The following is a 14,712-nucleotide window of genomic DNA, read 5'->3' on the forward strand; positions in this document are numbered from 1 at the left end:
GTGAGTCTAAAAAAATGAAAAAATTAACTATTGGCTTAATTGGCAATCCTAATTCCGGCAAGACCACGCTATTTAACCAGCTCACGGGCGCGCGCCAGCGCGTCGGTAACTGGGCAGGCGTAACCGTTGAACGTAAAGAAGGCCAGTTCACGACAACGGATCATCAGGTCACTCTGGTTGACCTTCCCGGCACCTATTCCTTGACCACCATTTCGTCGCAGACCTCGCTCGATGAGCAAATTGCCTGCCACTACATTCTGAGCGGCGACGCGGATCTGCTGATCAACGTGGTCGACGCCTCCAACCTCGAGCGCAACCTCTACCTGACGCTGCAACTGCTGGAGCTGGGTATTCCCTGCATCGTGGCGCTCAACATGCTCGACATTGCAGAGAAACAAAAGCTGCGCATCGACGTCGATGCCCTCTCCGCGCGCCTGGGTTGCCCGGTAGTGCCGCTGGTATCAACGCGCGCTCGCGGGATTGATGCCCTGAAGCTGGCGATTGACCGTCACACGGGAAATCACGACGTTGAGCTGGTGCATTACGCCCGCCCGCTGCTGCGCGAAGCCGATCTGCTGGCGCAGGAGATGGACAAAAGCATGCCTGCAAAACAGCGCCAGTGGCTCGGCCTGCAGATGCTGGAAGGCGATATCTATAGCCGCGCCTATGCCGGACATGCGGCAGATAAACTGGACGCGACGGTGGCCCGTCTCGGCGACGAGCTGGACGACCCGGCGCTGCACATCGCCGATGCACGATACCAGGCCATCGCCTCGATTTGCGACGTGGTCAGTAATGCCCTGACGGCGGAACCCAGCCGCTTTACGGCGGCGGTGGATAAGATTGTACTCAACCGCTTCCTCGGTTTGCCGATCTTCCTGCTGGTGATGTACGTGATGTTCCTGCTCGCCATCAACATCGGCGGCGCACTCCAGCCGATTTTTGACGCCGGTTCCGTCGCGATCTTTGTACACGGGATTCAGTGGGTGGGTTACACCCTGCACTTCCCGGAGTGGCTGACCATTTTCCTCGCTCAGGGGCTCGGCGGGGGCATTAACACCGTTCTGCCGCTGGTACCGCAGATCGGCATGATGTATCTGTTCCTCTCGTTCCTGGAAGATTCAGGTTATATGGCGCGCGCCGCGTTCGTCATGGACCGCCTGATGCAGGCCCTGGGTCTGCCCGGCAAATCCTTCGTACCGCTGATTGTCGGCTTCGGCTGTAACGTGCCGTCGGTCATGGGTGCCCGTACCCTGGATGCTCCGCGTGAACGCCTGATGACCATTATGATGGCGCCGTTTATGTCCTGCGGTGCGCGTCTGGCCATCTTCGCCGTCTTTGCGGCCGCCTTCTTTGGTCAGCAGGGCGCGCTGGCAGTCTTCTCGCTGTATGTTCTGGGCATCGTGATGGCGATACTGACCGGTTTAATGCTCAAGCACACGATTATGCGCGGTGAAGCCTCACCGTTTGTCATGGAGCTGCCGGTCTATCACGTTCCACACCTGAAAAGCCTGGTGATCCAGACCTGGCAACGCCTGAAAGGGTTTGTGCTGCGCGCTGGTAAGGTGATTGTCATCGTCAGCATTTTCCTGAGCGCGCTGAACAGCTTCACCCTCAGCGGTCAGGCAGCAGATAACATCAACGATTCTGCCCTCGCCTCTGTCAGCCGCATCATCACGCCGGTCTTCAAACCGATTGGCGTGCATGAGGATAACTGGCAGGCGACCGTGGGCCTGTTCACCGGTGCGATGGCGAAAGAGGTGGTTGTCGGCACCCTGAACACGCTCTACACCGCGGAGAACATCCAGGAACAGGAATTTAATCCGGCAGCGTTTCACCTCGGTGATGAACTGCTGGGTGCCGTCGAGGAGACCTGGCAGAGCCTGAAAGATACCTTCAGCCTGAGCGTGCTGGCGAACCCGATTGAGGCCAGCAAAGGCGACGGTGAAATGGCGACGGGTGCCATGGGCGTGATGGGAGAGAAATTTGGTAGCGCATCTGCGGCCTACAGCTATCTCATCTTTGTTCTGCTCTATATTCCGTGCATCTCCGTCATGGGAGCGATTGCGCGTGAATCCAGTCGCGGCTGGATGGGCTTCTCCATTCTGTGGGGGCTAAATATCGCTTACTCGCTGGCGACGCTGTTTTATCAGACCGTTAATTTCAGTCAGCACCCACGCTACAGCCTGGTTTGTATCCTCGCGGTTGTCCTGTTTAACGTGGTTGTTCTTGGCCTGCTGCGCCGGGCACGCAGCCGCGTCGATATCGACCTGCTGGCAAATCGTAAAACCGCCGCGACCTGCTGCAACAGCCCGGCGGGCGACTGTCACTAAGGAGCACACCATGGCGTCATTGATTCAGGTGCGTGACATGCTGGCTCTGCAGGGCCGGATGGAGGCGAAACAGCTGAGCCTCAGCCTGCATACGCCCCAGCCGATGATCGATGCCATGCTGGAACGCCTTGAAGCCATGGGTAAAGCCGTGCGGATCCAGGAGGAGGCAGAGGGTTGCCTCTCTGGCAGTTGTAAAAGTTGTCCGGAAGGAAAGGCTTGCCTGCGGGAGTGGTGGGCACTGCGCTAATACTGCACTCATAAAGCCGGGCATCGCTGCCCGGCTTTATCATATTACTTATAGACGTCCGCGGTGGCGCGTACGTTTTTGGTCTGTTTTTCTGCACTGGTGACGACGTAGTACGTCCCGCCCATCTCATCCGCTTTCTTCGACAGCTCTTTTCTCGCATCCATCGGCGCGGTGGTGTCAGACGTAGAAATCTCACCGATTTTCGTCAGATTCATGCCGGCAACTTTATCTTTTTCCAGCTCTTTTGCCGCAAAGACGCCAAATGACAGTGACCCAATAACCAGAGAAGTGACAATACCTGTAACAAGTTTCATAGCCTGACTCTCCATAGGATTGTTGTTTTGATCATCGTAGGTATAACAACCGCAACGACATCTGGAGTATGGTTGCGGTGTGTTACTTTTTCCAGGCTGGATAGAAAATAATCAGTCTAAACGTTGACTTAACGCAATGAGCGCTGAACAAAATTCCGTCGGATGAGAGATAAACGGGGCATGCGCGGCTTTGGCAATGACCTGCGATTCGCTGTCCGGCCAGAGGGAGTCCAGCAAGGGCACCACTTTGCGCGGCACCAGCCCGTCAAGATAACCATAGATACGCAGATGCGGCATCGTCAGCGCGGCCAGCGGCTCACGCAGATCGACCGTTTTCAGAATTTCAAGGCCGCCGTTGAGCACCTCAACGTCCGGCATCGGCAAAGAGAGCACCACCTGCTTCAGCGCTCTGGCATCCTGTCGCGCGGTTTCGGTGCCCATCGTCTGTAGCGCGAGGAACCGCTCTACGGTCCGCTGGAAATCGTCACTCAGCTGCTGCTGGAAACCCGCCAGCACGTCAGGCTTTATGCCGGGCCACGTCTCCTGCGCGCTAAAGCAGGGCGATGAGGCCACCGTCACCAGCGCGTTTACGCGCTCGGGCCAGGAAAGCGCAATCTGGCTTGCCACCAGCCCACCCAGGCTCCAGCCCAGCCAGATGGCATGTTGTGGCGCCGCGTTCAGCACCTCCTGCGCCATCTCTTCGAGCGTCATCGCTCCATAACCGTGGCTACGGCCATACCCCGGTAGATCAACCAGATGTAACGTAAATTGCGAGGCTAGTTCCTCGTTTATGCAATGCCATACTTCTGCATTCAGGCCCCATCCGTGCAGCAGCACAAGATGGCAATTTCCTGTCCCTACGGTCTGCCACCACAGCGTCTTCATCAGTTACTGTTCTCTTTTTTCACATGGAGGTTGAACATGCTAACAGTGCCCGGCTTGTGCTGGCTATGCAAAATGCCGCTTGCCCTTAGCGCCTGGGGCGTCTGTTCCGTCTGCACGCGTTCGCTGGAAAGGCGTATCACCACCTGCCCACAATGTGGTTTACCCGCCGCGAACCGCTATTTACCCTGTGGCCGCTGCCTGAAAAAACCCCCGCCGTGGAGCGCACTGGTGGCGGTGGATGATTACGTTCGGCCGCTGAGCAGGCTGATTCACGCCCTGAAGTTTTCCGGCCAGAGTTCGCTGGCACCGCCCCTTGCCCGCCTGTTATTGCTGGCGGTTTTACAGGCACGGCGAACCCGCGCCCTGCCGAAAATTGATATGGTGGTCAATGTTCCCCTGTATCGCCGTCGCCACTGGCGGCGTGGTTACAATCAGAGCGACCTGCTCTGCCGTCCGCTCGCCCGCTGGCTCGGCTGTCGATACACTGCCAGCGCACTCACCCGCGTACATGCCACCGCCGTTCAGCATCAGCTCAACGCCCGGCTGCGCAAAAGAAACCTCAAAAATGCCTTTCGCCTTGAATTGGCGGTTAACGGCCTCCATATCGCGATTGTGGATGATGTCGTCACCACAGGCAGTACCGTTGCTGAACTTTCCCGACTGCTTTTGCGAAGCGGTGCCGCGTCGGTTCAGGTATGGTGTCTGTGCCGTACCTTGTAGCCCTTCTTCAATGGGCGTATGATTATACCCAGGTAATTTAGTCAACTATTAGGCCAAAGCTATGATCCGTATTTCCGATTCTGCACAAGCGCACTTTGCCAAACTGCTGGCAAATCAGGAAGAAGGGACGCAGATCCGCGTGTTTGTGATTAACCCGGGCACGCCGAATGCAGAATGCGGTGTCTCTTATTGTCCGCCAGACGCTGTGGAAGCAACTGACACTGCCCTTAAGTTTGAACAGCTCACCGCTTATGTTGATGAGCTGAGCGCGCCGTATCTTGAAGATGCGGAGATCGACTTCGTCACCGACCAGCTGGGCTCTCAGCTGACCCTGAAAGCGCCGAACGCCAAAATGCGTAAAGTCTCAGACGATGCCCCGCTGATGGAGCGCGTTGAATATCTGCTGCAATCCCAGATCAACCCCCAGCTGGCGGGTCATGGTGGTCGCGTTTCCCTGATGGAAATCACGGAAGACGGCCTGGCGATCCTGCAGTTTGGCGGCGGCTGTAACGGTTGCTCTATGGTCGATGTGACGCTGAAAGAAGGGATCGAGAAGCAGCTGCTGAACGAGTTCCCGGAACTGAAAGGCGTACGTGACCTGACCGAGCACCAGCGCGGCGAGCATTCTTACTACTAAGCCGTCTGCTTTTGCCCGGTGGCGCTGCGCTTACCGGGCCTACAAAACAGTTACTGCATCCGAATCGCAGGCCGGGTCAGGCGAAGCCGCCACCCGGCTTTTGTTTTCCCGCCGCGCCTCCTCTATATGTTGACCTGCGTCTCATAATTCACATTTTGCCTGCCAGGGTGATTCTCAATCACGCCATGTTACCCGTATCATTCTCGTGGGCACTAAGCACACTCATAACAGCCGACTAAACTTAATGGTTTGCAAGGCATCAGTATTAGTGCCGTTACTTCTCTGTTCCCAGTTGGGACAATCGGAATGTGTCGTTGAAACAATGACGTTACCCATAACAATTCAAAGGCCAGGTAAATCATGCCATTAGTCATCGTTGCTATCGGTGTTGTGTTATTACTGCTCTTGATGATCCGTTTCAAAATGAATGGATTTATCGCTCTGGTTCTGGTGGCACTTGCAGTCGGTCTGATGCAGGGTATGCCGCTGGTTAAAGTTATCAGCTCCATTAAAGCCGGTGTCGGCGGCACGCTCGGCAGCCTGGCGCTGATCATGGGCTTCGGTGCCATGCTCGGCAAAATGCTGGCAGACTGCGGCGGCGCGCAGCGTATTGCCACCACGCTTATCGACAAATTTGGTAAGAAGAACATTCAGTGGGCGGTGGTGTTGACCGGTTTTACCGTCGGTTTCGCGCTGTTCTATGAAGTGGGCTTCGTGCTGATGCTGCCACTGGTGTTCACCATCGCAGCGGCAGCTAACATTCCGCTGCTGTTTGTGGGTGTGCCAATGGCTGCGGCGCTGTCCGTGACCCACGGCTTCCTGCCACCTCACCCGGGCCCAACGGCAATCGCCACTATCTTCCACGCCGATATGGGTAAAACCCTGCTGTTCGGTACGATTCTGGCAATCCCGACCGTGATTCTGGCAGGCCCGGTATATGCCCGCTTCCTGAAAGGTATCGATAAGCCAATTCCGGAAGGTCTGTACAGCGCGAAAACCTTCACCGAAGAAGAGATGCCTGGCTTTGGCGTCAGCGTCTGGACCTCACTGGTACCGGTGATCCTGATGGCGATGCGCGCCGTGGCAGAGATGATCCTGCCGAAAGGTCATGCGTTCCTGGGCGTGGCAGAATTCCTGGGCGATCCGGTCATGGCTACGCTGATTGCCGTCCTGATCGCGATGTTCACCTTCGGTCTGAACCGGGGTCGTTCAATGGATCAGATCAACGACACATTGACCTCTTCCATCAAAATTATTGCCATGATGCTCCTGATCATCGGCGGTGGCGGTGCGTTCAAGCAGGTGCTGGTTGACAGCGGCGTGGACAAATACATCGCTGCGATGATGCATGAAACCAACGTGTCGCCGCTCCTGATGGCCTGGTCTATTGCCGCGGTTCTGCGTATTGCGCTGGGTTCTGCAACCGTTGCTGCGATTACTGCAGGCGGTATCGTTGCGCCGCTGATTGCCACCACGGGCGTCAGTCCTGAGCTGATGGTTATCGCGGTCGGTTCCGGTAGCGTGATTTTCTCTCACGTGAACGACCCGGGCTTCTGGCTGTTTAAGGAGTACTTCAACCTGACCATCGGTGAAACCATCAAGTCCTGGTCCGCGCTGGAAACCATTATTTCGGTGTGTGGCCTGGTTGGGGTGCTGCTGTTGAATATGGTGGTTTGATGTCATAAGTCGGGTGGCGGCTTCGCCTTACCCGACCTACTGGCTCCATGTAGGCCCGGTAAGCGTAGCGCCACCGGGCAATAAAAAACCCGCCACTGGCGGGTTTTTTATCACTTCTTAGCAGCCGCTTTTCGCCGCTTATCCAAATCCTTAATCAGCCTGTTCACCCCGTCATCGGCAAACATCTTCTCAAGCGTTGTGGACAATTTGCGACGCCAGTTCTTGTACTGATAGCTGGTGCCCGGGATGTTCACCGGCTCCGCCATATCAATCCAGTCTTCCGGCTGAAGGCCAAGCAGAGCGCTGTTGCTGTCGGCAATATAGCGCTGCAAACCGCGGTTGAGCGTTGGCGTCATCGCCATCAGCGACGCCTTGTGACCGGCGCGCTTCGGCAGGCAGCCATGCTTATGCAGCGCATCCAGCAGCCCCTGCTTCGCCAGCTCGCGATCCTGATACAGCCCGCGCAGAACCTCTTCATCAGGATAGAGACCCAGCGTTTTCCCGAGCGTCAGATCGCCGCTTTCCCAGTAGCCTCTGAGCGTAGGAAGATCATGCGTCGTCGCGACTGCCATTGACTGTTCTGGATACGCTTTCGGCGCGCGGAAGGTTTTCTCATGGTCGTTTTCAAAATAGAGCACTTTATAGGAGTACACGCCGCTGTCGCGGAGCTTGCTGACAATTTCCACCGGCACGGTACCGAGATCTTCCCCGATCACCATACACTGGTGACGCTTACTCTCCAGGGCCAGGATCGACAGCAGATCGTCTACCGGATACTGGACGTACGCGCCGTGATCGGCCGTTTCGCCGTAAGGGATCCACCACAGGCGCAGTACGGACATGACGTGGTCAATACGCAGCGCGCCACAGTTTTGCATGTTCGCACGCAGCAGGTCGATAAACGGCTCGTACGCGCGCGCCGCCATCACGTGCGGATCCATCGGCGGCAAGCCCCAGTTCTGACCGAGCGGCCCAAGGATATCCGGCGGCGCACCGACGGACGCTTTCAGGCAGTAAAGCTCACGGTCACACCAGGTTTCCGCGCCCCCTTCTGCCACGCCGACGGCCAGATCGCGATACAGGCCGATCGGCATGTTGTAGCCCTGGCTTACCTGCCAGCAGGCGGCAAACTGGCTATAGGCCAGCCACTGCAGCCACAGATAGAAGTCCACCTCGTCGGCATGCGTTTTACAGAAGGCTTTGACTTCCGGGGTGTCCACGGACTGGTACGCTTCCGGCCAGACCGGCCAGCCCCAGCGCATTTCGTCCTCTTTCACCTGATGCGCGTGCAGCGCATCGAATGCCGCCTGCCAGTAGAGGCTTTCGCCTTCCTGCGCCACAAACTGGCGGAAGGCCGCCATCTGATCGTCATTGCGCTTAGCAAAGCCTTTCCAGGCCAGACGCAGCGCCGCCATTTTTAGCGCGGTCACAGTAGCGTAATCGACCCAGTCCGCTTCGCGGGCCTGTTTCAGCATCTGCTTCGTGGTCTCAAGCTTCCACCACGCCTGCGCGTCTTTACTGTTTTTAAAATCATCCAACGCGTTAACGTCGATATAAATGACGTTCAGCCAGCGACGGGAGGACGGGCTGTACGGGCTGGCGCTTTCCGGGTTCGCCGGATAGAGCGCGTGGATCGGGTTGAGGCCGATGAACGCGCCGCCGCGCTCACCCACGGAGGCCAGCATATTCTTCAGATCGCCAAAATCGCCGATACCCCAGTTGCTGTCGGAACGCAGCGTGTAGAGCTGCACGCAGGCGCCCCACAGCTTTTTGCCTTCGAGCAGCGCCTGCGGCTCATAGCAGCGTTTTGGCGCGACGATCACCCGGCAGTGAAAACGCTGCTCGTCCTGGGTGAGCGTCAGGCTGTGATAGCCCTCCGGCAGTTTCGCCGGAAGGTTAAACGCTTTGCCGCCGGTGGCGTGGCCTTTATGCTGATGCCCCTCTTCGGTGGTGAGCAGCCAGCTAAACTCGCCGCGCCCCTCCACCGTTAGCGACATTTTTTTGCCCGCAGTAAAGACCTTTACGTTTGGCACCGGTAGTGCCGACGCTTTCGCGTCGGCTTTGTGCATGGCATTCAGCAAACGTCTTTTGGTGTCCGCACCAATAGACTGCGGTTTGCCGTGCGCATTGATGTAACTGAGGCTAATTCCCGCCGCCTGCGCGGCACTGTCCAGACGTTTACTCTCCATCGCGCTTCCTTAGCGTTTTGCCTGCCAGATACGAGCCTGATAATCACGGATTGAGCGGTCAGAGCTGAACATACCGCAGCGCGCCGTGTTCAGAATGCATGCCCGGGTCCACGCGTCCTGGTCGCGATACAGCACGTCGACCTGCTTTTGCGCGTCCACATAGGCAGTGAAATCGGCCATCACCAGATACGGGTCACCGCCATGCTTGTCCATGCTGTGCAGCATCTGGTCAAACGCGTGCTTGTCACCGTCGCTGTATTTACCGCTCTCCAGCTCTTTCAGCACCGCATCCAGCACTTTGTCTTTCTTACGCCATTTCACCGGGTCGTAGCCTTTGGCCTTGATGGCTTTCACCTCTTCCACGGTATGACCGAAGATGAAGATATTCTCTTCACCGACCTGCTCAGCGATTTCGACGTTCGCACCGTCCAGCGTGCCAACGGTCAGCGCACCGTTCAGCGCCAGCTTCATGTTACCGGTGCCGGAGGCCTCTTTCCCTGCGGTCGAGATCTGCTCGGAAATATCCGCCGCCGGGATCAGCATTTCAGCCGCCGAGACGCAGTAATCCGGCAGGAACACCACCTTCAGCTTGTCGCCCACCTTCGGATCGTTGTTGATCGCCGCCGCCACTTTATTAATGGCGAGGATGATATTTTTCGCCAGGTAGTAGCCCGGTGCCGCTTTCGCACCGAACAGGAACACGCGCGGCACGCGGTCGGCCTGCGGGTTCTCGCGGATCTCTTTATACAGCGCCAGGATGTGCAGCAGGTTAAGGTGCTGACGTTTGTACTCATGCAGGCGCTTGATCTGGATATCGAAAATGGCATTCGGGTTGATCTCAATCCCGGTGCGCGCTTTCACAAACGCTGCCAGACGAACTTTGTTCTCCAGCTTGATGGCACGGTACTGCTCGCGGAACTTCGCGTCATCCGCGTATTTTTCCAGGTTGATGAGCTGGTCCAGATCGTTGGCCCACTCTTTCTTCAGGGTCTTATCCAGCAGATCGGCCAGCAGCGGGTTGCACTGCTTGATCCAGCGACGCGGCGTGATGCCGTTGGTCACGTTGTGGAATTTGGTCGGCCACAGCTGGTGATATTCCGGGAACAGATCTTTAACCACCAGATCAGAGTGCAGGGCCGCTACGCCGTTCACCGCAAAGCCGCTCACCACGCACATGTTCGCCATGCGAACCTGCTTATCGTGGACCACTGCCAGCTTCGCCCAGACCGCTTTATTGCCTGGCCAGGTTTTATCCACCAGGGTTTTAAACCGATCGTTAATCTTGTTGATGATCTGCATATGGCGCGGCAGCAGCGCTTTCACCAGCTTCTCATCCCAGCACTCCAGCGCTTCCGGCATCAGGGTGTGGTTGGTGTAGGCGAAGGTGCGGCTGGTAATCGCCCAGGCGTCATCCCAGCTCAGCTGATGCTCGTCGATCAGCACGCGCAGCAGTTCAGGAATGGCGATGGTCGGGTGCGTGTCGTTGAGCTGAATCACTTCGAAGTCCGGCAGCTGTGCCAGCTTGCGACCCGCCAGGTGATGACGGCGCAGAATGTCCGCCACGGAGCAGGCGCACTGGAAATACTGCTGCATCAGACGCAGCTTTTTACCCGCCAGATGGTTGTCGTTCGGGTAGAGGACTTTGGTCAGCTTCTCGGCGTCGATACCCTGCTGCTCGGCACGCAGGAAATCGCCGTCGTTGAATTTGGTCAGGTTGAACGGATGAGCGTGCTTCGCCTGCCACAGGCGCAGCGGCTGCGCCACGCCGTTACGGTAGCCAAGCACCGGCAGATCCCAGGCTTCACCGGTGATGGTGAAAGCCGGTTCCCAGAGGCCTTGCTTTGTGACTTTCCCACCGATGCCGACCTGCACGTCCAGCTGCGCATTGTGGCGGAACCACGGGTAGGTATTGCGGTGCCAGTCATCTGGCGCTTCCATCTGGTGACCATCAGCGAACGACTGACGGAACAGGCCATACTGATAGTTGAGGCCATAGCCAATGGCGGACTGGCCAACCGTTGCCATGGAGTCAAGGAAGCAGGCCGCCAGGCGACCCAGACCACCGTTACCGAGAGCCGGGTCAATCTCTTCTTCCAGCAGGTCAGTCAGGTTGATGTCGTGCGCTTTAAGCACATCACCCACCTCCTGATACCACCCAAGGTTCAGCAGATTGTTGCCCGTCAGGCGGCCAATCAGGAATTCCATCGAGATATAGTTGACGTGACGCTGGCCTTTGACGGGCTTCGCCACGGGTTGAGCATCCAGCTGCTCTGCGAGCGCCCCGCTCACCGCCTGCCACCACTGGTGAGGCGTCATCTCGTTTGCAGCATGAAGGCCAAAACGCTGCCACTGACGCGTCAGGGCAGCCTGGAATTGAGCTTTGTTGAAGGTAGGCTGTGACATAGGGGATCGGCATCCTTTAGAAAGAAAACACAAGTTGGCGCTAGTGTGCCTGGCTCATTTCACCTCTTCCTCATCCTGTGGGGGATTAGACAGGGAGGAGTAGCGGGGATGAGCATAAAAGTGTGATCGAGGCCACTCTCAGAGCATAGCCTGAGTGTGCCCGGAAGAGGAAAACGTCACCGGGAAGAATGTCAAAGAAATGAAATGCAGTTTCGGATGAAATTAATCCGCGCTGAAATGATTACTTACGTAGAATAATATTTCTGCAATTGGGTCATATCTAAGGAGATTATTAAGCTCACTGAACTTTACCCGGACTTTATTAAATTTGGCGTCACTATCCCTTTCTGAAACCAGTTTCAGCATAACCGCAAGAGAACCATACAAGCCAGCACTGGCGCGGCGTCACAGCCCTTTCAGGAAAGTTCCATCATCTGCCTGAATGTTTTGTGACAGAGTGCAAATTCAGAGCCACCAAATCCAGACATAACTTGCAATAGTTCTCTATCTGTCCGACCTTATAGCTATTAATTACGAAGCGCAAAAAAAATAAAATCTCTCGTTCCCCACAGTGAAGTGAAACCTATGTTGATTCCGTCTAAATTAAGTCGCCCGGTTCGTCTCGACCATACAGTGGTCCGCGAGCGTCTGCTGGCTAAACTTTCCGGCGCGCATAATTTCCGACTGGCGCTGGTTACGAGCCCTGCAGGTTATGGAAAAACAACGCTCATTTCGCAATGGGCCGCAGGTAAGAGCGATCTTGGCTGGTACTCCCTTGATGAGGGCGATAACCAGCAAGAGCGTTTTGCCAGCTATCTGATTGCTGCCATTCAACAGGCCACGAATGGACACTGCGTCGCCAGTGAGGTGATGGTGCAAAAGCGCCAGTACGCCAGCCTGTCCTCCCTTTTCTCTCAGCTGTTCATTGAACTGGCTGAATGGCATCGCCCGCTTTATGTGGTAATTGATGATTATCATCTGATTTCAAATCCGGTTATCCACGAGTCGATGCGTTTCTTCCTGCGCCATCAACCGGAAAACCTGACCCTGGTGGTGCTGTCGCGCAACCTGCCGCAGCTGGGCATTGCCAACCTGCGCGTGCGCGATCAGCTGCTGGAGATTGGCAGCCAGCAGTTGGCCTTTACCCATCAGGAAGCGAAACAGTTCTTCGACTGTCGTCTGACCTCGCCGATTGAGGCCGCTGAAAGCAGCCGCCTGTGCGATGACGTCGCGGGCTGGGCCACGGCGTTGCAGCTGATTGCCCTCTCTGCGCGGCAAAACAACAGCCCGACACACCAGTCGGCACGGCGTCTGGCCGGTATCAACGCCAGCCATCTCTCTGATTATCTGGTGGACGAGGTGCTGGACAGCGTTGATCCTTCAACCCGTCATTTCCTGCTGAAAAGCTCCCTGCTGCGTTCGATGAACGACGCGCTGATCGTGCGCGTTACCGGCTGTGAAAACGGCCAGTTACAGCTGGAAGAGATTGAACGTCAGGGCCTGTTCCTGACACGCATGGACGATCCCGGCGAGTGGTTCAGCTACCATCCCTTGTTTGGTAGCTTCCTGCGCCAGCGCTGTCAGTGGGAGCTTGCCACAGAACTGCCGGAAATCCATCGCGCCGCCGCTGAAAGCTGGATGGCGCAAGGCTTCCCGAGCGAGGCCATTCACCACGCGCTGGCTGCCGGTGACGCCAGTATGCTGCGCGATATTCTGCTCAACCACGCGTGGGGGCTGTTTAACCACAGCGAACTGACGCTGCTGGAAGAGTCGCTGAAAGCCCTGCCGTGGGAGAGCCTGCTGGAGAACCCGCGTCTGGTTCTGCTGCAGGCCTGGCTGATGCAAAGCCAGCACCGCTACAGTGAGGTCAATACCCTGCTGGCGCGTGCCGAGCAGGAGATGGAAAGTGAAATGGATACTACCCTGCACGGCGAATTTAACGCCCTGCGGGCGCAGGTCGCAATTAACGACGGCGACCCGGATGAAGCGGAACGGCTGGCGATGGTCGCGCTGGATGAACTGCCGCTGGCTAATTTCTACAGCCGCATCGTGGCGACCTCGGTACACGGGGAAGTACTGCACTGCAAGGGCGAGCTGACGCGTTCCCTTTCCCTGATGCAGCAAACCGAGCAGATGGCGCGCCGCCATGATGTGTGGCACTACGCCCTGTGGAGTCTGATTCAGCAAAGTGAAATTTTATTCGCTCAGGGGTTCCTGCAGGCTGCCTGGGAAAATCAGGAAAAAGCGTTCCAGCTGATTCGTGAACAGCATCTGGAACAGCTGCCGATGCACGAGTTCCTGTTGCGCATTCGCGCTCAGCTGCTGTGGGCATGGTCGCGCCTCGATGAAGCAGAAAGCTGCGCCCGTCAGGGTGTGAACGTGCTCTCTGGCTTCCAGCCGCAGCAGCAGTTGCAGTGCCTGGCGCTGCTGGTGCAGTGCTCGCTGGCGCGCGGCGATCTCGATAACGCCCGCAATCACCTTAACCGTCTGGAAAACCTGCTCGGCAACGGCCAGTACCACAGCGACTGGGTGTCAAACGCCGATAAGGTCCGGGTGATTTACTGGCAGATGACGGGGGATAAAAAATCCGCCGCCAACTGGCTGCGTCATACGCCAAAACCAGAGTTTGCCAATAACCACTTCCTGCAAAGCCAGTGGCGCAACATCGCCCGCGTGCAGATCCTGCTGGGTGACTTCGAGCCTGCCGAGATCGTACTGGAAGAGTTAAACGAAAACGCCCGTAGCCTGCGCCTGATGAGCGATCTGAACCGCAACCTGCTGCTGCTTAACCAGCTTTACTGGCAGGCGGGACGCAAAAATGACGCCCAGCGCGTGCTGCTGGAAGCGCTGCAGCTGGCGAACCGTACCGGGTTTATCAGCCACTTTGTGATTGAAGGTGAAGTGATGGCGCAACAGCTGCGCCAGCTGATTCAGCTGAATACCCTGCCGGAGCTGGATCAGCATCGTGCTCAGCGTATTCTGCGCGAGATTAACCAGCATCATCGCCACAAATTTGCGCATTTTGATGAGAACTTCGTTGAACGTCTGCTGAACCATCCGGAAGTGCCGGAGCTTATTCGCACCAGCCCGCTCACCCAGCGGGAATGGCAGGTGCTGGGGCTGATCTATTCCGGCTACAGCAACGAGCAGATTGCCGGTGAGCTGGCGGTGGCGGCGACCACCATCAAAACGCACATTCGTAATCTGTATCAGAAGCTGGGTGTGGCGCATCGTCAGGATGCGGTACAGCATGCGCAGCAGCTCTTGAAGATGATGGGGTATGGCGTTTAGGTTTTGTGCGGCCTGA

The 14,712-nt window shown here is 56.9% G+C and carries 10 protein-coding genes; 6 read left to right on the forward strand and 4 right to left on the reverse strand.

Annotation, left to right across the window (positions count from 1 at the left end):
- Positions 1–14: 14 nt before the first annotated feature.
- Together feoB and feoC are read left to right on the forward strand one after the other, a co-directional pair.
- Positions 15–2,333, forward strand: coding sequence for a Fe(2+) transporter permease subunit FeoB (feoB, locus tag ACOTYN_RS11450; protein WP_045268725.1), 2,319 nt, complete (start codon positions 15–17; stop codon positions 2,331–2,333).
- Between the two features lie 10 nt (positions 2,334–2,343).
- On the forward strand, positions 2,344–2,580 hold the full coding sequence (gene feoC / locus ACOTYN_RS11455) for a [Fe-S]-dependent transcriptional repressor FeoC (protein WP_014885542.1): 237 nt from the start codon (positions 2,344–2,346) through the stop codon (positions 2,578–2,580).
- 44 nt (positions 2,581–2,624) lie between these two features.
- Here the strand turns inward: feoC and ACOTYN_RS11460 are convergent, their stop codons facing one another.
- Both ACOTYN_RS11460 and bioH read right to left on the reverse strand, forming a co-directional pair.
- On the reverse strand, positions 2,625–2,894 hold the full coding sequence (locus ACOTYN_RS11460) for a YdgH/BhsA/McbA-like domain containing protein (protein WP_014885543.1): 270 nt from the start codon (positions 2,892–2,894) through the stop codon (positions 2,625–2,627).
- A 111-nt stretch (positions 2,895–3,005) separates the two neighbouring features.
- Positions 3,006–3,779: a pimeloyl-ACP methyl ester esterase BioH gene (gene bioH / locus ACOTYN_RS11465; RefSeq protein ID WP_023331493.1), complete on the reverse strand. Its 774-nt coding sequence runs from the start codon at positions 3,777–3,779 to the stop codon at positions 3,006–3,008.
- Between the two features lie 36 nt (positions 3,780–3,815).
- Here bioH and gntX point away from each other — a divergent pair, with 36 nt between their 5' ends.
- The 3 genes from gntX (at position 3,816) to gntT (ending at position 6,813) form a co-directional block, all read left to right on the forward strand.
- Entirely contained in the window at positions 3,816–4,499 is a 684-nt protein-coding gene (gene gntX / locus ACOTYN_RS11470) for a DNA utilization protein GntX (protein ID WP_234617351.1), read from the forward strand.
- Between the two features lie 61 nt (positions 4,500–4,560).
- The gene (nfuA, locus tag ACOTYN_RS11475) at positions 4,561–5,136 is read left to right on the forward strand and encodes a Fe-S biogenesis protein NfuA (protein WP_003861601.1); all 576 of its coding nucleotides are present in this window, start codon (positions 4,561–4,563) and stop codon (positions 5,134–5,136) included.
- A gap of 360 nt (positions 5,137–5,496) precedes the next feature.
- On the forward strand, positions 5,497–6,813 hold the full coding sequence (gntT, locus tag ACOTYN_RS11480) for a gluconate transporter (RefSeq protein WP_014885546.1): 1,317 nt from the start codon (positions 5,497–5,499) through the stop codon (positions 6,811–6,813).
- A gap of 110 nt (positions 6,814–6,923) precedes the next feature.
- On the opposite strand, the gene malQ is transcribed toward gntT, so the two are convergent.
- Entirely contained in the window at positions 6,924–9,002 is a 2,079-nt protein-coding gene (malQ, locus tag ACOTYN_RS11485) for a 4-alpha-glucanotransferase (protein ID WP_050862876.1), read from the reverse strand.
- A gap of 9 nt (positions 9,003–9,011) precedes the next feature.
- Positions 9,012–11,405: a maltodextrin phosphorylase gene (gene malP, locus ACOTYN_RS11490; RefSeq protein WP_047343549.1), complete on the reverse strand. Its 2,394-nt coding sequence runs from the start codon at positions 11,403–11,405 to the stop codon at positions 9,012–9,014.
- A gap of 585 nt (positions 11,406–11,990) precedes the next feature.
- On the opposite strand from malP, the gene malT reads away from it, so the two are divergent.
- The gene (malT, locus tag ACOTYN_RS11495) at positions 11,991–14,696 is read left to right on the forward strand and encodes an HTH-type transcriptional regulator MalT (RefSeq protein WP_014885549.1); all 2,706 of its coding nucleotides are present in this window, start codon (positions 11,991–11,993) and stop codon (positions 14,694–14,696) included.
- Positions 14,697–14,712: the final 16 nt, after the last annotated feature.

Source organism: Enterobacter cloacae complex sp. IR5458 (assembly GCF_049238025.1).
Taxonomy (GTDB): domain Bacteria; phylum Pseudomonadota; class Gammaproteobacteria; order Enterobacterales; family Enterobacteriaceae; genus Enterobacter; species Enterobacter kobei.